Genomic DNA, 24560 nt, shown 5'->3' on the forward strand with positions numbered 1-24560 from the left:
CCTTTGCTGCGTGTTTTCACCAGCAAGTAAACGCAACCTGATAGTTGGATTGTTGGTGAGAACACCAACAATGGCTTAACGACCTTTTAGAGATTCAGGAAAAGCTTCCCGGTTCGGGGAGCTTTTTTTCTGTGGAACAGCTTATAGTTTTATAGTTGGTCGGGGTCTGAATTTTATCTGCTGTTAAATCTTGTTACATTTAAAAGCTGATCTATAAACCTGCTTTGCTATGCCCTCTTTAACACAGGAGAATCGAGTTCGTCGTTTTACTTACTGGTTGCTTATAGTTGCGGGCATTTATACGTTGGTACCATTTCTGGCACTTTGCTTTTTCAATCACCCACAAGCCGACGATTTTAGTTTTGCCATGCGCGACCGTGCGCTGGATTACCTGACTGTGTTCCGGCAATACTATACTAACTGGACTGGCCGCTATTTCAGCACGATTACCCTGTTCCGGATCAACCCCATGATTTCGGGATCGATTTTACTTTACAGATTCTACACGCTGGTATTGTTCTTTCTATTCTGCGGAGGGCTGTACTTTATGCTTTCAACTATAACCCGGGTAGCGCTTACTAAAAAAATGGCTATCGCGTTATCTGGACTGTTTTTTACGCTTTACCTGCTCCAGTTGCCCAGCCCGTCCGAAGGCTTTTACTTTTTCTCGACGTACGCTACCTACCAATTGCCCAATATTATGTTGATGGTCATGCTGGCACTGCTTTTCAAGTTCTTCCAGACACAGCAAACAACAGCAAAGAAACTGTATATCGGGCTTATGGCTGTGCTTATAGTTGCGATGGTTGGTTCTAACGAAATGGCTTTGGTCATCACGTTTACAACGATAGGGTTTGTAACTATAGTTAACCTCAAAAACCCAAAGGCACGGCCATACTTGTTGGTGCTGATCATTGTTTGTGTAGTAAGCTGCCTGGTAGCGGTGCTGGCTCCGGGCAACTATAACCGCATGAATGAACACCCGAATGGTGGCAAACTGGTATGGTCGGTGGTGTATGCCGGTTTTATGACGGGGCTTTCGTTTTACAGGTGGCTGTTACCATTGCTGGCTGCATCTATAGTTTACATCTCGTATTTCGGGTTGCCACTGGCAGAAAAACTGAAAAACAATCGCGCATTTATAGTTGATCTCCGGTTGGTAGCGCTTTACTTCCTGGTTACTATTTTCCTTATGAATTTCGCGTTTGCGTGGTCAACTGGTGAGCGGGCCACCCCACGACTCGAGAACGTTATTTATTTCTTTTTCCTGTTTGGATGGTTTTATAGTTTACAAGTGGCCATCCAAAACTATAGTTGGGTGTTTACTACAAACTATAGCAACTCCCCCATTATCCCGGTTTTTGCGCTGCTTATCTTTATCCTCAGCGTACTGAATATCGATAACAACATCAGCACAGCTTATATAGATCTTATTTCGGGGAAAGCTACTGCTTACGACAAAGCCCTGAACCACCGATATGCCTCACTTAAAGGATCAGATTGCGACAGCTGTATAGTTGCGCCATTGCCTGCTATTCCCCAAACAATTTATTTCGCTGACATCATCTCCGGATCTGAAAACAGTACTGAACGAACAGACAGGATTTGGATAAACAACGGCCTTGCCAGCTACATGAGCAAGACTGCCGTTTTCTTGTCCGAGCCCAACCCTCCTGTTCAGGATAACCTAACCTCGCTCCGGAATGCCGGCAAAAGCACCTTGCGGGAGAAATCTGTTATCAAATAAAAAAACTTTTAACCGCTTGCAACCCTTTTTCCCTTTTGGGTACTCTTGTTTATAGATACTCTTGTTGTAAAAGGCCGCCACTACAGCTTACTTCCGGTGTAAGTTTTAGTAGCAACAAGGTCTTTTACAAAAATGTGTTTTAGGTGTTAAAGTGAACATCAGCTCCCGTTACTTGTCGTGGCGGGGGCTTTTGTTTTCAGGCCTATTCATCTTCCCCGTCCATCTTACCTATAATTTTCTGGCTACATTCCGCATTCTTCCGTAGCTAACTACAGGTAATAGGTAAATATGTCGCAGGTTGGTTGGCAGCTTCAGTTTTTAGTCAGACAAATCCGAAACAATAGTTGCGCTTCGTGACAGAATGACATAAAAAACCACCTTAAAACCGGTTGGCATATTGGTTGATATAATGCTACCAACAGTAAAGAAATTTTTAGATAGGAAACTATAATAAAACTATAGAATGGGAAAAATAATAGGTATTGACTTGGGTACAACCAACTCGTGCGTTGCCGTAATGGAAGGTAACGAGCCGGTGGTTATACCAAACAGCGAAGGCCGCAGAACTACTCCGTCTATCGTTGCATTTCTGGACGGTGGTAACGGCGAGCGTAAAGTAGGTGATCCTGCAAAACGCCAGGCAATCACTAACCCACAGAACACGATCGCTTCGATCAAGCGTTTTATGGGCCACAGCTACAACGAGGTTAGCGAAGAAGCCAAGCAGGTATCTTACAAGGTACAGCAGGGCAGCAACAACACAGTACGTGTACAGATCGGCGACAGAGAGTATACTCCGCAAGAGATCTCGGCAATGGTGCTTCAGAAAATGAAGGCTACGGCAGAAGATTACTTAGGCACAACTGTAACAGAAGCGGTTATTACGGTACCAGCTTACTTTAACGATGCGCAGCGTCAGGCTACAAAAGAAGCCGGACAAATTGCAGGCCTTGAAGTGAAGCGTATCATTAACGAACCAACAGCAGCAGCGCTTGCTTACGGTTTAGATAAAAAACACAAAGATCAGAAGATCGCAGTATTCGACTTAGGTGGCGGTACTTTTGATATCTCTATCCTGGAATTAGGTGATGGCGTGTTTGAAGTACTTTCTACGAATGGTGATACACACCTTGGTGGTGACGACTTTGACCAGAAGATCATTAACTGGCTGGCAGAAGAATTTAAGAACGACGAAGGCATTGACCTGCGCAAGGACCCAATGGCACTTCAGCGTTTAAAAGAAGCTGCTGAGAAAGCAAAAGTTGAACTTTCGTCTTCTAACGAAACAGAGATCAACCTGCCATACATTATGCCAGTTGATGGTGTTCCTAAGCACCTGGTACGTAAGTTAACACGCTCTAAATTTGAGCAGCTGTCTGACGATCTGATCCGCAGATCGATGGAGCCTTGCAAAAAAGCACTTCAGGATGCCGGATTATCTACTTCTGATATTGATGAAGTGATCTTGGTGGGTGGTTCTACCCGTATCCCTAAGGTGCAGGAAGAGGTTGAGAAGTTCTTCGGTAAGAAACCATCTAAAGGTGTGAACCCGGATGAAGTTGTAGCCATTGGTGCTGCCATTCAGGGTGGTGTGTTAACAGGTGAAGTAAAAGATGTACTTCTACTGGACGTAACACCGCTTTCACTGGGTATCGAAACGATGGGTGGTGTAATGACCAAACTGATCGAGTCGAACACAACTATACCGACCAAGAAATCGGAGACATTCTCTACGGCATCTGACAACCAGCCGTCGGTAGAGATCCACGTACTGCAGGGTGAGCGCCCAATGGCTCGCGATAACCGCACCATCGGTAGATTCCACCTGGATGGTATTCCACCAGCACCTCGTGGTGTTCCGCAGATCGAAGTTATTTTCGACATCGATGCTAATGGTATCCTGCATGTAACGGCTAAAGATAAAGCAACTGGTAAAGAGCAGAAGATCCGTATCGAGGCTTCGTCTGGTTTGAGCGAGCAGGAAATTGAGCGTATGCGCCAGGAAGCTGAAGCCAACGCTGAATCTGATAAGAAAGCGAAGGAAGAGATCGAGAAGCTGAACGCAGCTGACTCTATGATCTTCCAGACTGAAAAGCAGCTGAAAGAGTACGGCGATAAGCTATCTGCAGGTAACAAAACTGCCATTGAAGATGCGCTGGGCAAACTTAGAACTGCGCACGGTGCAAAGGATGTAGCTGGAATTGACGCAGCTCTTGAAGGCCTGAACAATGCCTGGAGTGCAGCATCGCAGGAGATGTACGCAGCCGGTGCCGGACAGGAAGGTGCTGCAGGCGCAGCCGGTGGCAATGGTCAGCCGGGCGGTCAGCAAGGTGCCCCAGCCGATGGCGGTGTAACCGATGTAGACTACGAAGAAGTAGACGGTAACAAGTAAAATTCCGAATACGCAACTATAGAAAAGCCCCGCTGAAATCAGCGGGGCTTTTTGTTTTACGGCGCTATTTTCTGTAACTAGCGACTTTAAAATTTAACTATATTTATTCAAACCCGATCGCTACCAATTTCCGATCGTTTTCCAATCTTCTCTATTTCAATAATCAACTTCCACCCTTTTTATGAAACAACTTTACATTACCATTTTATTAGCTTTAGTAAGCAGTGCAGCATTTGCACAACAGGATTTCAGGCAAGGATATATCTTGCAGAATGGGGACACTACCAGCGGACTTGTAGACTACCGCGGCGCACAGCGCAACACCCATCAAATCGCTTTTAAAAGTAACGCCTCAGCCAAAGAGCAGACCTTTCTTCCATCGCAGGTGCAGGGTTACGGCTTTCAGAAAGAGCAGAAATATTACGAATCTAAACTGGTGCCGGCATTTGATACGCTTAGCGTAGAACAGACCTTATTTGCACAACTGTTGGTTAAAGGTAAAGCCAACCTCTATTATCTGCGCGACCCGATGCAAAAAGACCGTTTTTACATTTCTAAAAACGCAGAGCCTCTCAGAGAGCTGAAGGTAGAAGAGTTTAAGCAGAAAAATACCCAGGAAGGTCGTAAACTTGGCCATACTTACATGATGCGCCGCGAACTATACAAACCGGTGCTTCTGCAAACGTTCCTCGACTGCAGTTCTATAACAGAGGATGATATAAATAAAGTAGAGATCGGCCTTAACTCACTTTCGGCTATAGTTAAAAAATATAACGTGTGCGTTGGGCAGGAAGAATACAGCAAAGTACCGAAGAAGATCCGTGTTAACCTGGGCCCTGTTGCAGGCATCAGCAGTTCCAAACTGTCTTTTAAAGTTGAAGACTCCGACCAAGGCTTTCATAACACATCTGTGAAACCTGTGCTGGGTGTCTTCTTTAACTTTTCGATGCCTACCATCAGCGAGAAACTATCCTTGCAAACAGAGGTTTTGTATGCCCCTAACTATTTTGAAGCAAGCAAAGGCGACGACCCAAGTGTACCCGGCACTTCGACGAGCGAGATATGGATGGACATGAAACATATTAAGATACCTGTTCTGGCGCGTTATACTTACCCAAGAGGTATTTTAAGACCATACTTTAACATTGGACCAGTTATGAACTTTGTTGCCTCGCAGGGCAATGAGATCACTACAACAACTACATTCGGTGGTACAACAAAGGAGAAAAAAGGTGCTTTCTTAGGAGAAGATGACATCCTGTCGCTATCCGGAGGCATGACGGCCGGTTTAGGTATCTCCTACTCGTTCCTGGGCAAACCACTTAGCCTGGAAGCACGCTACGAGATAAACGATGGTGTGTCACGCTTCACAAGTCATTCTACCAGCATCAATAGCTTGTTCTTAGTACTGTCTTATAAACTATAGTTTAATAGTTCTTTCAACAAAAATCCCCTGCCGGCATACAGCAGGGGATTTTTGTTTTTAAATATTATAGTTTCAGGCACTTGCAGCAAAACAGGCAAATCTGTACATTTAACTATGCTTGCTACTTTTTATACCTGCTCTTACCAAACGCCTATTGGTTTCCTAAACCTGGCCGCTACCGATACGCACCTGGTGTCGTGTCTTTTCTCGGACATAGCTTACCCAACCTCACCAGAGCAGCCAGTTATTCTGCAGCAAACTATAGATCAGCTCGAGGAATATTTTGCAGGCACGCGCAGGCAGTTCGACATTCCGATGCAGCCGGATGGAACCGAGTTTCAGCAGAAGGTTTGGGCTAATCTATCTTCTATTCCTTTCGGGAAAACGGTATCGTATATGGCAGTGGCAAGAGCAGTGTCCGGCGAAAAAGCGATACGGGCAGTTGGCGCTGCTAACGGTAAAAACCCGATCTGCCTTATAGTTCCGTGCCACCGCGTAATTGGCAGCGACGGCAGCCTGACAGGGTATGCAGGCGGTTTATGGCGGAAAGAATGGCTGTTAAAGCACGAAGGCATCCTGAAACCAACCCAGCAGCTCACGCTTTTCTAAACTATAACTCCTTATAACACAACCTGTTTTAGTTTTTGCAGTATATCAAAACCGGAAACGCGGTTAAATGATAAACTATGACGAAAATATACTATGCAGGCTATATATCTTAAATCCGGTGATCGGGTAGTTCCGGCTTCGATCCGGATGCGTGCCATTGCGCTTGTGATTGATGCTGTGCTTATAGTTACAGTAGCTGCCATAGCTGATTATTACACTATCAGCAGCAATGAGGATACATTCCTCTGGAAACCCGAAACGCTTATTTACATTGTGCTGGGCTGGCTATACTTTGCAGGCTCCGAAACAAGCTCTGCGCAGGCAACGCTTGGTAAAAATCTGTTGGGCATACAGGTAGTAGATAAACATAATGGCCGTATCACGTTCAAAAATGCTACGATCCGTTATTTTGCCAAACCACTTTCGGTTATGATCATGTTCATGCGTTTTGTGCGCGGCTTGCCCGTAGCTAAACACCGCTACTTCCATAACCGGGTAACAGAATCTCATGTGGTCAGGCAACAACTAAATGGGCAACTATAGCTCTACCAAAAATAAAAAGAGCCCGCTTACTAACTAAGCGGGCTCTTTGTTTTACAGTAACTATAGTTTAGTTAGTGGCGGCGCCGTACGTACCGGCTTCTACGGTTGCAGTGCTGTCGGCTTGTATCGTTACTTTAAAGATGTGGTCGTACTTGCTGTCAGGTACTTCGGTAAATGGCTTTTTGGCTCCCAGGGCTTCCACTATAGGCAGGATGGTATTGGAGTGGCCCACAACCACAACAGTTTTTCCAGCATAGTTCTGCATGATCTGCTTTTTCAATCCTTCAAAATCGTGCCCTTCGTAGGTATTTACAGGTAGTTTTCGCGTATCTGCCAGTGGCTTAATAGTCAGGTTATTGCGTTTGTATTTGGTACTGTACACAGCGTCAACAGGCTTACTATCCAAATACGTTACCAATGCTTTTGCACGAGCTTCTCCTTCTGGTGTAAGTGCAGGGTCCTGGTCTTTAGGGTCGGTAGTTAGTTTTTCGGCATGGCGTACTACGTAAATAGTGGTTACAGCCCTGGCCTTATCGCCGTTATCAGCTGCTACAGAGTCTGTGGATTGGTTACACGACCAGGCTAGCCCGATCAGCAGGGCAAGGACAAATTTGAAGTAAAAAGGTAGTTTCATAAATTCTGGGTAGTTATAGTTTAGTGTTGTTAAATCTCTGAAATACGGGTGGTAGCCATTACTTTTTCAGCCTGTTTGTTCTTACCCCGCTCCCGTAAAAGCTTTGCTAACAGCACGCGCGCCTCATACTGATACGGGTTTTCTTCTAACGCAGCTTTATACGATTTCTCGGCTTTGCCTGCTTTATCCAGTGCTTCCCATAGAATGCCTACTGCCGTTAAACGCTCCGCCATTTCTGCCGGGGTTTCCGGTCGGGGTTGCTGACGCAGTAACATAGTTGCCTTCTCCACATCGCCGAGCTGGGCCATTAATGAAACCAGTTTATAGTTGTCGGTGCGAAGTTTAACACTGCCTGAAGTTAGTGGCTCAGCCGTAACTATTGCCGAATCTTTTAAGCCTGCCATCAGTTGGTATTCTGCCATACGCACCATGTATGTTGGCCGTGATGTGCCGCTGGCAGCTAATATGCGTTGTGCTTCTGCTAACGTAACATAAGCTTTTTTATAGTTGCCCTGTGTAGCCAGCACATCAGCGTACTGTTGGCGCAGCTCATAGTTCTGTGGTTTTAATGCTACCAGTTTTGCCAGTTCCGCTTCGCTTTCCGGGGCTTTGCCGGTAGTACCCTTCAGCCAGTGTGCATAGGCCAGTGCTTCATCGCGGCGGTCGCGCAGGTATGTGGATACCGTTGGAGCCGTTTTCACATAACTATCTGCCAAGATCATAGCTTCCGGAACCCGGCCGTAAGACGTGTATAGTTTGGCGAAAGCCATTGTATTGGCAGCACGTGTCATCAAATCATCTTCTATTTCCAGAGCTTTGCGGTATAGTTCGGCCTGCTGTTTCAGGGCTTCAGTGGCTTCCAGTTTACCAGCGCGGCGCATGGCTTCCAGCAACTCGGCGCGGGCTACATACACTGGCGCATAATCAGGGTTTATCTTTTCAGCCTTCGAAAGCCACTTTTCGGCATCGTGAAACCTGTTCTGTTCTCGTTTTACACCAGCATAGGCAATTAAGGCAGGTTGATAATTCTCATCCCAGGTTAATGCCGTGTCTAGCAAGGCCATTGCCTGGTTATAGTTCTTACGAGCCAGTTCACGCTCCGACAGGTTCAGATACACTTCCGACCAGTTGCTAGCCATCGCCTGTTTATCTCCGGCTAAATAAGCGCGCTGCCTTTTCACCAATCCGTCCAGGAAACTATACAATTCGGGGTCTTTGGCTATTAGGTCGGCGGTTGTGTTGATGGATTTATGGTTGAGCGGATGCACTTTTACAGGCTCGAAATAGGCTGGATAAGTTTGCGCTAGGTACTCATGTTCGTTGTTGGCAGAGTAATAATCCAGCGTGCGGTTCTCCTTCATGGCATTCTGGTACAGGCGGCGCACTTCGCGGTTTTCGGCATCGGTAAACACCCTCCCATGAAACTGATGCACATACTCATGCAGCACCACATTCCGCTCCAGGTACGAGCCCCGCACCACGTACTCAATAGCAGCCGCGCCACTTCCTACGCCCCTGATGTCCATCCACTGGCGGTTATCAAAGGTAGTTGCCTGCCTGAAGAAAGGTGATTTCATGGCAATAGTAAGGTCGTGGTGCAACGGCGGAATCACGAACTTTTCGTTTTGGCGGCTCAGGAATGGGAAGTAAACTATACTTTCATAGAGTTGCGACCACACCATCTTCTGCACTTCATTGCCGGGGTAATAGTCTACGTCAGGAAATACGCGCGCAAAGTTTACAGGGTCTTTTATAGTTGTGCTTTGAATAACCTGCTGCAGCGAATCATAGTTGTGCAGGTAAGGCAGTTGCTTTTGTTTGATGACCGCAGCCAGGGCATTGTGGGCCGGACCGTAGTGTTTTTTGCGATTTAAGATTTGCTGAAAAATAACTTGAGCAGAATCCAGGCGCTGGGCCCGGTTCATATCGAAGGCCATGTAATACACCGAGCCGCGCAGCATAGCCGGCAACACCGACGTCGGATATTCTTTCTGCACCTTTATGGCCACAGCCAAAGCTTCCTGTAGTTTGTTCTGGGCGATTAGTTTATCTGCCTGCTGTAGTTCCTGCCGTACTTTTTCATCTTCGGGTTGGGCGTAATCGGCGTAGGTGAGGTTAGTGTGGCCGTTGCCCCAGTGCCAGTGCGTTACATAATGCAGCGGGTTCAGTTCCAGTGCCAGTTCCCATTGCGCGGCCATATTGTTTAGCTGCGTGGCATCTACGCGTCGCCAGATGGCATAACCATAGTTGAAGCGGGCATCGGGATTAAACGGGTTTAAGGTCAGGCTGGTGATGAGTGGTTTTTCGGCCAGGTCCGGCTTCTGGTTCCAGAAATGCACATCCGACTCCAGCAAATACGCATCGGCATTTTTGGGATTGAGCTGCTGCACCTGCTTTGCCTTATCCAGTGCCTGGTCGTACTTTTTCTGCAGCATCAGAATACGGCCTACTTGTATAGTTGCTGCTTCGTGCTTCGGGGCTTTGGCTAATACCTGGTTGGCGGTGGCTTTTGCTTTTTCCAGTTCCCATGCCTGCACCTGTAGTTTGCTTTGCAGCAGCAGCGCTTCCGCAGATTCTGGTTGTAGTTTCAGAGCCTGTGTTACCAGTTTTTCGGCCTGCTCAAACTCGTTGTTAAGGATAGCAAGCTTTGCTTTGGCAACTATAGTTTGCACGGTTGGTTTCGCCTTAGCTATAGTCTTCTCCGCCTCCTGCCATAAGCCCAGTCCCAGTAACCTTTCAGCTTTCTCAGCTGGTGCTATAGTTGCCGCTTTCGCTTGCTTCCTCTCCTGCTCCAGCTTCTCCCGGACAGCTTTTATATTGTCGGGGTGCTGGGCCAAGGCTGGAAGTGCAATGGTAAGTATTGCTGAGAGAAGAAGTATGGATTTGGAGAATGATGGCATGCCGTAATTTATCCGATTCAATTAGTTTCTTTTAATTTGAAGGCTTCAGTATTTGCTAAAGAGCTTTGAATTTTTCTAAAACCACTTTTATTACCTAAGTAAACATAGGTAGAATCATAATGCTTAAATTCAGTTAAGTCTTCATTCAAAGCATACACATCTTTGCTCTTAGTGATTATATCTACCAAATTGTCATTATTCAATTTAAATATCCAGGATTGCTCAGTATAAACATCACCTGCATCACCCGTGAACTCAGCTATCCTTTGGGAATGTAGTAACTTTTCAGTTTCGTTTGAAAATAAAAATATGTTAAAAGCTGACGAAGAATGTTGACTTGGTACTCGTGCAATCAATGCTGTTACACCCGGGGAGTAGGCGAACCTGTACATAGCATAAACAGAATCTACATTCCACTCTGTTGCCCCCAATCTAACCGCATCTGGAAAGTAAGTCAGATATTTTATTGGTACAGCTTTTTCTACTAATACCCTGTCTCCACTATCATCGCTAAAGACGTGAAGTGTATCGAAGGAAATTGTTGAGAAGAGACTTAAGAACTTATCAAATTCATCTGAAGTTAAACTTTCTGATAACTGGGTTTCTCTATCTGGCCTATGAAAAGAATCACTCTCCTGAACTATAGTATGCTCATCTAACTGTTTTTCATTAGGAGAACAGCTAAAAAGGAATATTAATAAGAGTATCTTTTTCATTTACTTTTTGTCAGAACTATACCCTACTTTAAAAATACACACTTCTCCCGGCTAATAAAATTTATATCGGATTAATAATATATTAATCTTACACCTGCTTCTGTTCCACCTTTTGGAAATAGATCTTCTCGAGTTTGCGCATGAAGTAGATGGAAATGAGCAGCCAGAGAATTCCGGCGGAGAAGCCGGCCAGTACGTCGGTGGCGTAATGCACGTTCAGGTACACACGGCTATAGCCAATAAGCAAAAGCAGAAAAGTTAAAACTATAGTTAGCAGCCATCGCCAGATGGGGTTTGGCACCGTTCGCCACACAATATAGATCAGCAACCCATAAAACGAACCGCCTATCATAGCGTGGCCGCTGGGGAAACTCAGACCGGATTGCTCTAGCATGGCTGTTTCGGGGCGCGGGCGCTCGAAAACACGTTTCAGGGCCTGGTTAAGTATAGTGCTTGTAAAGGAAATGACCAAAACTTTAAGCGCGAACCACTGCAGTTGCCGGAACCAGGCAAAAATCAGAACTATAAGCACCGGCACTACCATTAAATAATCGGCAGAAGCAAAAAAGGAGATAATACGCATAATGCGTGTAGATTCGGGGGTAGTATGGCTGGCAGCGAATCGGAAGAGGGCAACATCGAGGCCGGTGGCTTTATCTATAAAAACGGTATGCGCCATGTACACAAATAATAGGATGCAGACAAAGAAAACAGCCCAGACCAGCACCACTTCCACAGACAACAATGCCAGTGCGCTAATAAACCGTTTGAGCCTTGCCTTCATGCTTTTTGCTTACGCATTTACAGCACCCAGTGGTACAACTATAGTTTACAGCCCAAACCATAAGGCATAAAAAAGCGAAAGCCGGTCCTTTGTAAGAACCGGCTTTCGCTTTACAGTGATAATGTGCGCACGGGGAGACTCGAACTCCCACACCCGAAGGCACAGGCTTCTGAGACCTGCACGTCTACCAATTTCGCCACGTGCGCATTGGTCACTATCAAATAAACATCCCCAAAACCCTTTAACCCTCGTTCATTGGGATTGCAAAGGTACGATAGAATTTATTTAATGCAATATCCGAATAAAAAAATATTTACTCTTTTGTTACCGGCTCATCCATCAGCACCGGAGTTATCTCTTTACGAGAATAGCGCTCCATTCGTCTAAGAATATAGATACCAATTACCACCCACATAAACCCTGCAGCAAAACCGGCCAGTACATCGGTAGCATAATGCACACGCAGGTAAATACGGCTAAACCCGATCAGGATAACAAAAACGGACAGAAAGCCTACAAGTGTATACTTTAAGACCGGCTGTTTAACATTATGCCACACAAGGTATATCAGCAGTCCGTAAAACGACGCCGCTACCATGGTATGTCCGCTCGGGAAACTGAGTCCGTGGGCTTCTACCATCGGCACAATTGGGCGCGGCCTGTCGAAAAAATATTTCAGCACCACGTTTAGTGTAATACTGCCCAGCGCAACTACCGGCACTTTAAGCGAGTACCACCGGTGCCGTTTTATAAACACGAAGTAGGCTACCAGCAGCAGTGCCGCCGGGGTTAAAAACTGCCTCGACGCAAAAAAAGTGATCACTTTTATAAAATTATCGAGGCTGGGGGTAGCTATAGTTGCAGCAAAGTCGAAGGCGGCTTCGTCTACGCCCAGTTCATCGCCCTGAACTATCTGGCTGCTTATGTAAAAAAATACCACCACACACGCAATAAACAAGAGCCAGACAAATATTAGCTCAACTGTAAACAACGCTATACCGGCGGCAACTTTTTTATAGAAATTCCTTATCATGCGTTATACATTCGTTTATCGGGATGCTATGGTTACGTAGCATGCGTATACCTTTAACGTAATATCACGAACCAATGCTACTGTTATACTTATGGATGCTACGATCAGGTTATTTATTGCCGCTTCGCTAACCGATGAATTAGGCCCATATCTGAAAGAAGTGCTCAGGCCTATGCTTACCGAAACACTACGCCCCATACCACTACAAAACATGCACCTGACCTTATTTTTTATCGGGAATGTACCTGCTTCGGAGCTCGATACCATCAGGCATAAAGTGAAAGCGATAGCAAACCAGTGCGAACCATTTACCCTGCAGCTGGCAGCCATAGAGCAAGGACCCAAACCAAATTCGCCACGCCTGATCTGGGCCCGCTTTAAAGAACACCCTGAGTTTACAAAACTAAGTAAAAAGCTGTCTGAAACGCTGACACCCGGGGAACCCAACAAACTGAAACCAACCCCGCATATTACGCTTGCCCGCTACCGTAAAAACATAGCCCGGCCCGAAACAAAAGCCCCCATCCTTCCGGAAAAAGAAATAATCATGCCCGTAAACGCAATTGGAGTTTGGCAATCGGAGCTGGCATCGCCGCACCCGGTGTATAGTATTATAGAAAGTTACCTGCTGGGCCAAAACCAAACCAACGCCTGATAAGTAAATATAGCTCTGAAAAGCGTTAGATAACCTATGACCCAAACCGAACTTACTGAACTGGTAACTACTTTAAGAGACCAGAACCTGACCGTAGCCTTTGCCGAAAGCTGCACCGCTGGCCTGCTCGCCGCAGAATTTGTAAAAGCCAAAGGTAGCAGCGATGTACTGAAAGGCAGTGTGGTCGTGTATCAGCCGGAAGTAAAAATAAAACTGCTGGATGTTCGGAAAGAGACCCTGGAAATGTATACAGCCGAAAGTCAGCAGGTAACAAACGAAATGGTGATGGGCCTGAGAAAACTGTTGGAAGCCGACATTAGCATAGCCGTAACCGGACTGGCCGGCGGTGGCGGCTCCGAGACAGATGAAAAGCCTGTAGGTACCGTGTTCATTTCTTTTTTGTATGATGGCAAAGCAGAAGAGTTTCGGGAGGTGTTTGATGGCAACACGCAGGCCATCCGCAAAAAAACTGTAGATTACATCTTCGAAAAGCTGAAAGGCGTGCTTGAGCAGCATTACAACAACCGATAAACTATAGTTTTACTTATCAACCAATTGCCCCAACATCCGGATAGCGGTTTCGACCTTGTAGCATCTTTTTACGACCCGCTGGCGAAGCTGGTATTTGGTTCTTCGCTGCAGGATGCCCAAGCCTGGCTTCTCCCATACATTCCGAAGGGGGCAACTGTCCTCATTATCGGAGGCGGCAGCGGCTGGCTTTTAAAACAGGTATTACGCCACACTTCCCCGAAGCAGGTTGTTTATCTGGAAGCATCTGAAAAAATGCTGCAACTGGCCCGGCAACAAAACCCCGCTTCAACTATAGTTACATACCGCCACGGCACTGACGCTGATTTACAAACACACGAACAGTTCAATGTCGTTATTACCCCTTTCCTGCTTGATCTTTTCCCTGATGCGCGGCTCTCGCAATTAATGCAAAGGCTTTATGCAGTTTTAGCTCCCTGTGGTCTATGGCTGTTCACAGATTTTTGGCCGGTGCAGCATCAACCACCTTTCTGGCAGAAACTGCTGGCCAAGACTATGTATCTTTTCTTTGGCGTGCTTAGTGGTGTGCAAGGCAGGCAGCTTCCAGATTACCACAGGCATTTTAGTGAATCAGGATTGAAGGAGCAGCAGCGTAAGGTTTTTTATGGAGGTTTTGTGCAGAGTAAAGTTTATAGGAAATAGCTTTTGTCTGAATCAGGATTTTCAGGATTTATGGATGAACAGGATTAGTTCGTAATACTGGCGCGAGTCTCCAGACTCGTGACTTACGATGGTGTTGAGTCTCCTGACTCAACTGGCCTGACAGGGACAGACATGACAAAGGCTTTAGCTACAAGTTCTATAGTTGCCGTTATCCAACCACCCCCAACCCTCTCCTTTTGAAGAGGGCCCCTACCCCCAAAACAGGAGAGGGAGTTTGGCTACTAATGCGTTTTATTTTGTCATCTCGAACAATGTGAGAGATCTGGTAGCGTTTAACATCCCCCTTCGCCCCCTTCAAAGGGGGACTTTCTGCTATTGCTATAGTTAGCCTTATAGTTCTATAGTTACAGCCTGTCGAGCGGGCAGGTCGCGACCTGTCCCTACGGAAATACAACCACGATGAATTGCGAAGCTTGTCAGCTCAGACTATAGTTAGGCGGTCACTATGCGAAAGATCGCAGTCTTTGGGTTGAGCGCCTTGTGAATATCTGGTGCCTGTAGGGCATTGCGACGCAGGAGCAAAAGAGATTCGCACCGCGTGATGCCCGAAGACGGGGCCTCCCGGCCGTGAGGGCACCAAAGCTGGTTTGAAACGATAGGTTAGTAGAGCTCCCAGGATTAGAGGGAGTTTGAAACGATGGCTTGTATCAAGTTAAAAGGGAAATCAACTATAAGTTGAGATAGATTTCTCACAGCTACGCTGGCTCTTTTCGACTCGCGTCTCAAGAATGTTCGAAATGACAAAGAGAAATCTATTCGAAATATAAGATCCCTCGGCTAACGCTCGAAATGACAGAAAGAAAAACTAAATCCCCTTATTTGTGTACCTACATCCTTCTCCTTATCTTTCAACAAAACAAACACACAACTCCATGCTTCCAAAGATCTTTAGCTTATTCATAACGGTACTGCTGACAATACCGCTTAGCGCGCAGCAAAAAATTACTTACAATCTGTCGTTCCCAAATGCGGTCCACCACGAAGCAGAGATCAGCGTTACTTTCTCGGGTATTAAATCAGACACGCTGGAAGTATTGATGAGCCGTAGTTCGCCCGGCCGTTATGCGCTGCACGAATTTGCCAAGAATGTGTACAGCGTGAAAGCTACTGACAGCCAGGGAAAAGAAATTAAGGTATGGAAAGCGACACCGCACCAGTGGAATATTACCGGCCATAACGGTGCTGCAACTATAACCTATACCTTATTTGGAGACCACGCCGACGGCACATATACAGGCATCGACGAAACACACGCCCACCTGAACATGCCAGCTACTTTAATGCATGCCACCGGATTCGACAAAGCACCGGCACAGGTTACGTTCAACACCCCCGAAAACAGCAACTGGAAAGTAGCAACGCAGCTGAAACACGAACAAGGCAACACCTACTCTGCCCCAGATTTCCAGTATTTAATGGACAGCCCGACCGAGCTCAGCAACTACGATTTTGCAGAATGGACCATACAGGATAAAGGGAAAACTAAGACCATACAAGTAACCCTCCACCACAACGGGACACAAGATCAATTTAATGAATACGTTCAGAAAACTCAGAAAATTGTAGCAGAGCAACGGGCTATTTTTGGTGAGCTACCTGACTTCGATTTCGGGCGTTATACGTTTATTGGCTGCTACATGCCCCATGCAAACGGCGATGGCATGGAGCACCGCAATTCAACTATAGTTACCAGCTCGCAACCGCTTGCCAAAGTCATGACCGGGCTGCTGAACACTGTTTCGCACGAGTTTTTTCATGCCTGGAATGTAGAGCGAATCCGCCCGAAAAGTCTGGAGCCGTTCAATTTTCAGGAAGCAAACATGAGTGAAGCCCTGTGGCTGGCCGAAGGTTTTACAAGCTATTACGGCGACCTGACCATGCCACGTAGCGGAATCATCAACCTGAAAAATTATGCCGATGGCCTCGCCGGAGACCTGAACTATGTGCTGCTTTATCCGGGTCGCCAATACCATAGTTTGGTAGAGATGAGCCAACAAGCGCCTTTTGTAGATGCCGCCCGCTCTGTTGATGCTGTAAACCGCCACAACACGTTTATCTCGTACTATACCTATGGCAGCATGCTCGGCCTGAGTCTCGACCTGACGCTGCGCCAGAACTATAACAAAACGCTCGATGATTTTATGCAGGCACTGTGGCGCAAATATGGTCAACCAGAGAAACCGTATACATTAACCGACCTGCAGGAAACGCTGGCCGAAGTAAGCGGCGATAAAGCCTGGGCAGCAAACGTATTAAGCAACTATGTAAACGGCAGTGAATTACCTGATTTCACACCTCTGCTGGCACAGGCCGGCCTGGAGCTTCGTAAGGCGAAACCGGACGTGGCTACGTTAGGGTTGAGTGATCTGGAATTTACTAAAAACGGCGCTGTTATTAACGATGGCACTGTAGTTACATCTCCGGCTTATAAAGCAGGTTTAAACAGAGCAGATGTGATATTAACGCTGGGTAACCGAAAGATCAGGAACGAAAAAGACCTGAAAAAAGTAATGGACAAGCATAAGCCAGGAGATACGATACCAGTTATCTACATCAGCCGGGGCACAACCCATAACACAACTATAACCTTAGCTGAAGATCCAACGCTGGAGGTTGCGCTTTACGAGAACATCGGCAAAACACTTACATCAGCTATGCAGCAGTTCCGGAACAACTGGCTAGGCTCGCAGGTTAAATAATAAGGCCAAACTATAGTTATCAGGTTAAACAGGTAAACTATAACATCTGCCTGTTGTTACCGTTAGCATAAGTACTTGTTTTTAACAGGCATAAGCTCTACCTTAGTAACTATAAACTGAAGATATACACTACGTGAAAATAGCAGTAAAAATAGCGATGATTTGCCTGATGTGCTTTGCCGTAAACGCCATGGCACAGGCACCTGTAAAACAAACTACAGATGTTTTGCCTGCAGCACCGCGCCTCAGCTACAACTTAAGCTTGGGAGCCAGCTATAACAGCCATTTCGGAGCTAGTACTTTTGTGCAACCAACAGCCCGCTACCAGGTGACAGACCGTTTCAGAGGTTTTGCAAGCTTTACCTATATAAGCTCTATGCCGCGTAACTATGCTGTTACTTCCGAGAACGGAACTATAGTGCGTCGCACGACGGGTAACAGCCACTACATAGTTAGTGTAGGCGGCGATTACCTGGTGAACGACCGACTTATTTTGAGCGGAAATGTCTGGAAAGATCTCTCGAATATGCCGCAGGAACTGGGTGCGTACAACAACTATAACTACATGGGCCGTCAGGGTGCCGATTTCAGTGCAACTTACAAGATCAGTGATAAGTTCTCGGTATCGGGGGCAGTGCGTTACACAGATGGAGCCTCGCCATACTATAACCCGTATTATAATTCAGGATTCGGCAACAGCCCGTTCGGATATTAACAGAAGATTTTATATTTTAAGAACGCTTTCCCGGCAACAGGAAAGCGTTTTTTATTGCCGTTTACTTAACCCAAACAGTGCAATTATAGTTATAGTATACCATCACCAAGCGTTTTCAGATTTTGCAGAACAAGGCACCCAAGGTAAGGCACATCAACAACCCGAAGCTGGAAACTATAAAACCCGGCTACAAAGGCAACAAGATCATACAAAACCAGTTTGCCAACGGCGACGAACTATACAACCCCGATTTCAGCAACGTGATCCGTTGGAAACTTTCTGCCAATCCGCAGAAAACCGAAAAAAAAGCTGATACCTATACGCCACGCCTGGTTACAGACAACTCATTTTTACAGGCTGAGGAGGATATGGTGGTTTGGCTTGGACATGCCTCATTTTTTATGCGCCTGCAGGGTACCACTTTCCTGATCGATCCTGTTTTGTACGATCTGCCGATGATAAAACGCCGTGTTGGCCTGCCTTGCGCACCCGAAGAGCTAAAGAACATTGATTTTGTGCTGCTCTCCCATGCTCACCGCGACCACCTGGATATTAAGTCATTGAGAACGGTTTGTCGCCATAACGCAGGCGTAAAAGTGCTGGCGCCGCTACATGCAGGCAGCCTTATCCGGAGTGCCAGCAAGCACCTGCCTTACCAGGAAGCAGGCTGGTACCAACGCTACGACATCGTTCCTGACCACCTCGAAGTTTACTTTGTACCGGCATCTCACTGGCACCGTCGTGGTCTTTTCGATATGAACACGGTGCTCTGGGGTGGCTTTATCATCAGAACAAAAGAACAAACGATATACTTTGCCGGCGACACAGGCTTTAACGGACATTTTGAAGAGATACAGGAAACCTTTGGCCCGATGGATATTTGCCTGATGCCCGTTGGAGCCTACAAGCCATCGTTTCTGATGCAGAAAAGCCACCTGAACCCACACGAAGCTGTACGAGCATACAATGTATTACGGGGCGGCACTTTTATACCCATGCACTATGGCACCTTCGACTTATCGGATGAGCCGGCGAGCGAGCCAGTGCGGTTACTGGAACAGATTGCCGCTACCGGTCTTATGAGCGGGTTAAAACTGCCTGCCATCGGTGAAGCCTTGCTGCTCCGCGACCTGGGCTAAACTCTAATTACCATCGCGTTATACTTTTGCTATATTTGTGGTTTACACCTAACCAACAGACAGCGTTATGTCTTCTACCCTAATTATCAGCCTCATCATAGGTTACTTTCTTGTTCTGATCACTATTTCCTGGTTTACGAGTAAGAACACCGACTCCGATACTTTTTTCCTGGCAAACCGACAGTCGCCATGGTACATCGTTGCTTTTGGTATGATCGGTACTTCGCTTTCGGGGGTAACCTTTGTCTCTATTCCGGGGATGGTGCAAAACGCGCAATTCTCTTACCTGCAGTTGGTGCTGGGTTATCTGCTGGGTTATTTTGTGATCGCTACGGTGCTGATGCCGCTGTACTATAGGTTAAATTTAGTATCCATCTATACTTACCTCGAGCAGCGCTTCGGGTACTGGTCTTATAAAACGGGGGCTGCCTTTTTTATGCTTTCGCGTACGCTGGGGGCTTCTATCCGATTGTTTCTGGTGGCGGGAGTGTTGCAGTTAGCGGTGTTTGATGAGCTTGGTGTACCATTCTCTGTTTCGGTGATGATAACGATCGCGCTGATCTGGGTCTATACTTTCCGGGGTGGCATGAAAACTATTATCTGGACCGATACTTTCCAGACCACGGCCATGCTGATTGCCGTTGTAACTACCATCTGGTTGATCTCGGATGAACTGAACATGGGTTTCCAGGGATTGATTGACAGCGTACAGACCAGTAAGTACTCTCAGGTATTTTTCTGGGATGTGAAAGACAGTAAATACTTCCTGAAACAGTTCTTCTCCGGTGCTTTTATAGCCATTGTTATGACCGGACTGGACCAGGACATGATGCAGAAGAACCTGAGTTGCAAGAACATCGGCGAAGCTCAGAAAAACATGTTCTGGTTCAGCATCATCCTCGTGGTCGTAAATCTGCTTTTCCTGACACTGGGTGCCTTGCTTTACATTTACGCTAACTCTAAAGGCATAAATCTGCCTGCCAAAGGCGACGATGTATACCCGTTCCTGGCACTTAACCACTTCACACCCTTCCTGGGCATTGTGTTCATCCTGGGTATTATCGCTATCACCTATGCATCCGCCGACTCTGCTCTTACAGCCTTAACTACCTCGTTTTGCGTCGATTTCCTGAACTTTAGTGAGCGTTCGGAGCATGAGCGTGTGCGTTTGCGCTACATTGTACACTTCGGTATTTCCATCGTGATGGTACTGGTAATTATCGCTTTCCACAGGCTAAATTCTGAAAGTGTGATAACGGCGGTATTTAAGGTGGCAGGCTATACCTATGGGCCGCTACTGGGACTTTACACCTTCGGACTCTACACCAAGCGCGCCATCCGCGACAAATATGTGCCTGTAATCTGCGTAGTAGCCCCAATACTGACTTACATAATCAGTTACAATTCTGTAGAGTGGTTATATGGTTACGAGTTTGGCTTTGAAGTACTGATCCTGAACGGCTTCCTGACATTTGCGGGCTTATTCGCCATATCATCCGGCAAAACTGACGACCTGGAACTGGCACAGGAGCAAGCTTAAATTAGTTAAAGAGTTTAGGAGTTAGAGAGTTTCATAAATTATCCTCCTGGAGTAATCATCCCCCTGCCCCCTTCAAAGGGGGACTTTATCTGCTAATGTAAAACTATAGTTTTGAATTAGGCATAGCTGATTGTCCCTTTGAAGGGGGCAGGGGGATGACATACGTAAGCTGATAAGATCAATCTCTAACTCCCAAACTCTCCCCCTCCTAAACTCTAAAAACTCCTAAACTATAAATTACGCTTTATTGCTTACCTTTGCACGATTGTAAATTGGGTAACTTTAAGCCTGGGCAACAGGTATCAATTTAAAACCCTTCCGGCTACCTAACTATAGGAGCTGTTCAAAAATTAAGTAACGCACAGTACATTAATGGCAAAACGCGGATTCGGGCAAACAGGAGCGCAGGACGGCGAAGAACGAAAGAAGATCACAAAGGAAAGCTTTCAACGCGGACTCCGTATTTTCAGCTACGTATTACCTTACAAATTCAAATTTATAGTTGGTTTAGCGTTTCTGCTATTTTCCAGCCTTACGTTTATGGCCTTTCCGTACCTGGTAGGCCAGCTTTTCGATTCTGCAACGGGCAACTCAACCGGCATCCTGACTAATATCAACGTGATAGCCATGGGGCTGTTTGGTGTCATTTTGCTGCAGGGTATTTTCTCGTTTTTCAGAGTGTACTTTTTTGCCCAGGTAAGTGAGAATGCTGTTGCCGATATCCGCAGAGACCTCTACAGCAAATTTATGCAGTTGCCGATCTCCTTTTATGAGAAACGCCGTGTAGGAGAAATTACCAGCCGCATTACCACCGATGTAGCCCAGGTACAGGATGCCATGTCCATTACGCTGGCAGAGCTTTTCAGGCAGTCTACTACGCTTATAGTTGGTGTTATCATCATCATGTGGACCTCCATAAAGCTATCGTTGTTTATGCTGGCTACTTTTCCGGTGCTTATAGTGCTGGCGATGGTCTTTGGCCGCAGAATTAAAACGCTCTCTAAAAAAACGCAGGATGAGCTCGCAAATACCAATGTTATAGTTGAAGAAACGCTGCAGGCAATAAATACGGTAAAGGCTTTCACGAACGAGATGTTCGAGGTAAACCGCTACCGCACCACCCTGGCAAAAGCAGTTAAAACAGCTATAACTACAGCAAACTATCGCGGCGCTTTTATTTCCTTCATCATCATCGGCCTTTTCGGCGGTATCATTCTCGTTATCTGGTACGGTGCTACGCTGGTTGCAAATGGCGATATTAACCAGGGTGACCTGGTTTCGTTTGTGTTGTACACGGCCTTTATCGGGGCATCTGTTGGTGGATTGGGCGAACTATACGGTAAGGTTCAATCGGCATTAGGAGCAACAGAACGAATTTTAGAGATACTACAGGAACAGGAAGAACCAACCGACAAGAGCCTTCGTGCTTTAAGCCAGGTACCACGTGTGCAGGGCAACATTACTTATCAAAACGTAGCTTTCTCGTACCCTACCCGCCCGGATATACAAGTGCTGAAGAATATCAGTTTTGAAGCTAGAGCCGGCGAAAAAGTAGCTGTAGTTGGTCCAAGTGGTGCCGGTAAGTCAACTATAATACAACTCCTGATGCGCTTTTACGATGTGCAGGGTGGCAGCATTACTGTAGATGGCAAAGACCTTCGCGACATGGACCTGACCACACTGCGTGGCAATATTGGTATCGTTCCGCAGGAAGTATTGCTGTTTGGCGGATCTATAAAAGAGAACATTGCCTATGGCCGTCCGGAAGCTACGGAAGCGGAGATAATAGAAGCTGCTAAAAAAGCCAACGCCTACAACTTTATCGAGTCGTTCCCGGAAGGGTTGGATACTCTGGTTGGAGAGCGTGGCATAAAACTATCGGGTGGGCAGCGCCAGCGTGTTGCCATTGCCCGGGCAATACTAAAGAACCCTGCCATCCTTATACTGGATGAGGCAACCAGCTCATTGGACTCAGAATCAGAGCAACTGGTGCAGCAGGCCATGGATGTGTTGATGAGAGACCGGACCACTATCATCATTGCGCACCGCCTGGCAACTATACGTAAAGCAGATAAGATATTGGTGATAGATGGTGGCGAAATTGTGGAAGAGGGCTCGCATGAGCAGCTTTCTACAAACGACAACGGCATTTACGCCAACCTGCTCAGACTTCAGTTTGAGCTCAGCTAACCCTTACTTATTGATTCCCTGAAAACCTGCCGGAGCTTCCCCGGCAGGTTTTTTTATTCTCTGGCATACTTAATATTATATTTTTCGTATGTTCGATGCAAATTCACACCTATAGCCAACGTTTAGCCGCTTCTTAAATGTATTTCAAACTTTTTCGCCCTTTTATAGTTGTCCTGCTGCTTCAATTCCCGTTTTTAGTTCATGGGCAGGAGTATGCTCAAAACATTCGGGCTAAGCTTTCGCTTTACCTGGAGGTAGCAGGTAACTCCGACAGTTATTCTGTAAACATCGACCATATTCTGTACCAGCAGGGAGCCTGGAAAGGTGGATTAAGAGCAGGCCTGGGTACCAACCTGTTTTTTATGGAAGAAGAGCCCGGCGTGTACCCGATAGTGCCGATAGAAGCTTACGCTATGGTTGGTAAAGCCCGTAACCATTTCGAGTTTGGGCTGGGTTATACCAAGCGCTTTACCGATGCCCCGGAGTTGTTGCAAAACATGTATTTTGGCCGTTTAGGGTTCAGGTACCAGGTACCAAAAGGTGGCTTGCTGGTGCGGGCAGGGCTTACACCGTTTATTTCGCCGGAAGGTAGAGATGAGAAAACAGGCAATTTAGGACTGATACCTCGTTTTGGGTTAAGCATTGGCCATAGCTGGTAAACTTTAGCTGCAGCAAACTATAGTTTACAGCCATTAAAAATTTAAGTAACTTCACGTAGCAAACTATAAACCTCTATTAAAGGATAAACTTATGAAAAAGACACTTATCGGCCTGGCACTTTCTGCCGCCCTGTTAGTAGGCACAAATGCTGTCGCCCAGATCAACATTCCTGCTGCAAGTCCTGCGGCATCTGTCACCCAGAAAGTAGGCCTAACAGATGTTTCCATTTCCTACTCGCGTCCATCGCTGAAAGGCCGTAAGTTTGGCAAAGATGTAGTGACCTATGGCGAAATGTGGAGAACAGGTGCTAACAGCCCGACCCTGATCAAGTTTAACGACGACATAACCATACAAGGCAACAAAGTGCCTGCCGGCGAATATGTGCTGATGACCATTCCGGCGCAGAACGAGTGGACCGTGATCCTGCACAAAAACAAAGAACTATGGGGCAACAACGATGCAAAGTATGACAAAGCGAACGATCAGCTTCGCTTTGTGGTAAAGCCGCAAACCAATCCACGAACTATAGAAACCTTTACTATTAACTTTGCTAACCTGAAAAACAACAGTGCTGATGTTGAGCTTCTTTGGGGTAAGGAAATCGCCAGCTTTACCATTACAACAGATGTAGACAGCAAAGTAATGGCCCAGATACAAGAGAAAGTGGTGAACGGTAAAGACGTGTCACCGAATATGTATGCCGCAGCTGCATCGTATTACATGGGTGCTAACAAGGACATGAAGCAGGCACTGGATTGGATCAAAAAAGCGAATGCGAAAGATGCCAAATTCTGGAACCTGCACACACAGGCCAAGATACAGGCACAGCTGAAGGACTATAAAGGTGCTATTAAAACTGCTGAACAGTCTATAGAACTGGCGAAAAAAGAAAACAACGCGGAGTATGTACGTATGAATGAACAGGCCATTGCAGAGTGGAAAAAAATGAAGTAATACCTGTTTTAT

General features: G+C 46.3%; 20 protein-coding genes and 1 tRNA gene. 15 read left to right on the top strand and 6 right to left on the bottom strand.

The window, feature by feature from the left end; translation table 11 throughout:
- Window positions 1–229 precede the first annotated feature (229 nt).
- The 5 genes from ABS362_RS00460 (at window position 230) to ABS362_RS00480 (ending at window position 6717) form a co-directional block, all read left to right on the top strand.
- Entirely contained in the window at window positions 230–1747 is a 1518-nt protein-coding gene (locus tag ABS362_RS00460; RefSeq protein WP_350410047.1) for a DUF6056 family protein, read from the top strand.
- A gap of 463 nt (window positions 1748–2210) precedes the next feature.
- Window positions 2211–4139 (top strand): molecular chaperone DnaK, encoded by a 1929-nt coding sequence (gene dnaK, locus ABS362_RS00465; RefSeq protein WP_350410049.1) that lies wholly within the window; start codon window positions 2211–2213, stop codon window positions 4137–4139.
- A 181-nt stretch (window positions 4140–4320) separates the two neighbouring features.
- Window positions 4321–5565, top strand: coding sequence for a porin family protein (locus tag ABS362_RS00470; RefSeq protein ID WP_350410050.1), 1245 nt, complete (start codon window positions 4321–4323; stop codon window positions 5563–5565).
- A gap of 114 nt (window positions 5566–5679) precedes the next feature.
- A complete protein-coding gene (locus tag ABS362_RS00475) occupies window positions 5680–6174 on the top strand; it encodes a methylated-DNA--[protein]-cysteine S-methyltransferase (protein ID WP_350410052.1) in 495 nt (164 codons plus the stop codon).
- 93 nt (window positions 6175–6267) lie between these two features.
- Entirely contained in the window at window positions 6268–6717 is a 450-nt protein-coding gene (locus tag ABS362_RS00480) for an RDD family protein (protein WP_350410053.1), read from the top strand.
- 67 nt (window positions 6718–6784) lie between these two features.
- On the opposite strand, the gene ABS362_RS00485 is transcribed toward ABS362_RS00480, so the two are convergent.
- The 6 genes from ABS362_RS00485 to ABS362_RS00510 form a co-directional block, all read right to left on the bottom strand.
- A complete protein-coding gene (locus ABS362_RS00485; RefSeq protein ID WP_350410055.1) occupies window positions 6785–7351 on the bottom strand; it encodes a histidine phosphatase family protein in 567 nt (188 codons plus the stop codon).
- Between the two features lie 29 nt (window positions 7352–7380).
- Window positions 7381–10272 carry a tetratricopeptide repeat protein gene (locus ABS362_RS00490; RefSeq protein ID WP_350410056.1) on the bottom strand — a complete coding sequence of 964 codons (2892 nt, stop codon included), beginning with the start codon at window positions 10270–10272 and terminating at the stop codon, window positions 7381–7383.
- On the bottom strand, window positions 10269–10967 hold the full coding sequence (locus ABS362_RS00495; protein ID WP_350410058.1) for a hypothetical protein: 699 nt from the start codon (window positions 10965–10967) through the stop codon (window positions 10269–10271). Before ABS362_RS00495 ends, ABS362_RS00490 begins: the two co-directional genes overlap by 4 nt.
- An 88-nt stretch (window positions 10968–11055) precedes the next feature.
- Window positions 11056–11751 carry a phosphatase PAP2 family protein gene (locus tag ABS362_RS00500; protein WP_350410060.1) on the bottom strand — a complete coding sequence of 232 codons (696 nt, stop codon included), beginning with the start codon at window positions 11749–11751 and terminating at the stop codon, window positions 11056–11058.
- A gap of 124 nt (window positions 11752–11875) precedes the next feature.
- Window positions 11876–11957: transfer RNA gene (locus ABS362_RS00505), tRNA-Leu, on the bottom strand.
- A gap of 107 nt (window positions 11958–12064) precedes the next feature.
- Window positions 12065–12784 carry a phosphatase PAP2 family protein gene (locus ABS362_RS00510; protein ID WP_350410061.1) on the bottom strand — a complete coding sequence of 240 codons (720 nt, stop codon included), beginning with the start codon at window positions 12782–12784 and terminating at the stop codon, window positions 12065–12067.
- Window positions 12785–12875: 91 nt separating this feature from the next.
- Between ABS362_RS00510 and thpR the strand changes: the two genes are divergently transcribed.
- The 10 genes from thpR (at window position 12876) to ABS362_RS00560 (ending at window position 24548) form a co-directional block, all read left to right on the top strand.
- Window positions 12876–13439 (top strand): RNA 2',3'-cyclic phosphodiesterase, encoded by a 564-nt coding sequence (gene thpR, locus ABS362_RS00515; RefSeq protein WP_350410063.1) that lies wholly within the window; start codon window positions 12876–12878, stop codon window positions 13437–13439.
- A 36-nt stretch (window positions 13440–13475) separates the two neighbouring features.
- Window positions 13476–13970 carry a CinA family protein gene (locus ABS362_RS00520; protein ID WP_350410065.1) on the top strand — a complete coding sequence of 165 codons (495 nt, stop codon included), beginning with the start codon at window positions 13476–13478 and terminating at the stop codon, window positions 13968–13970.
- A gap of 24 nt (window positions 13971–13994) precedes the next feature.
- Complete coding sequence (locus tag ABS362_RS00525; RefSeq protein WP_350410066.1) at window positions 13995–14630, top strand: class I SAM-dependent methyltransferase; 636 nt, start codon at window positions 13995–13997, stop codon at window positions 14628–14630.
- An 893-nt stretch (window positions 14631–15523) separates the two neighbouring features.
- Complete coding sequence (locus ABS362_RS00530) at window positions 15524–17350, top strand: M61 family metallopeptidase (protein ID WP_350410067.1); 1827 nt, start codon at window positions 15524–15526, stop codon at window positions 17348–17350.
- Window positions 17351–17483: 133 nt separating this feature from the next.
- Window positions 17484–18065, top strand: coding sequence for a hypothetical protein (locus ABS362_RS00535; RefSeq protein WP_350410069.1), 582 nt, complete (start codon window positions 17484–17486; stop codon window positions 18063–18065).
- A gap of 122 nt (window positions 18066–18187) precedes the next feature.
- Window positions 18188–19204 (top strand): MBL fold metallo-hydrolase, encoded by a 1017-nt coding sequence (locus tag ABS362_RS00540; protein WP_350410071.1) that lies wholly within the window; start codon window positions 18188–18190, stop codon window positions 19202–19204.
- 67 nt (window positions 19205–19271) lie between these two features.
- The gene (locus ABS362_RS00545) at window positions 19272–20744 is read left to right on the top strand and encodes a sodium:solute symporter (protein ID WP_350410072.1); all 1473 of its coding nucleotides are present in this window, start codon (window positions 19272–19274) and stop codon (window positions 20742–20744) included.
- Window positions 20745–21116: 372 nt separating this feature from the next.
- On the top strand, window positions 21117–22934 hold the full coding sequence (locus ABS362_RS00550; RefSeq protein ID WP_350410073.1) for an ABC transporter ATP-binding protein: 1818 nt from the start codon (window positions 21117–21119) through the stop codon (window positions 22932–22934).
- A gap of 137 nt (window positions 22935–23071) precedes the next feature.
- Window positions 23072–23593, top strand: a complete 522-nt coding sequence (locus tag ABS362_RS00555; RefSeq protein WP_350410075.1) for a hypothetical protein — start codon at window positions 23072–23074, stop codon at window positions 23591–23593.
- Between the two features lie 91 nt (window positions 23594–23684).
- Window positions 23685–24548, top strand: a complete 864-nt coding sequence (locus ABS362_RS00560) for a DUF2911 domain-containing protein (protein WP_350410076.1) — start codon at window positions 23685–23687, stop codon at window positions 24546–24548.
- Window positions 24549–24560 lie beyond the last annotated feature (12 nt).

The sequence above is a fragment of the Pontibacter populi genome, assembly GCF_040278685.1.
Classification (GTDB): Bacteria; Bacteroidota; Bacteroidia; order Cytophagales; family Hymenobacteraceae; genus Pontibacter; species Pontibacter populi.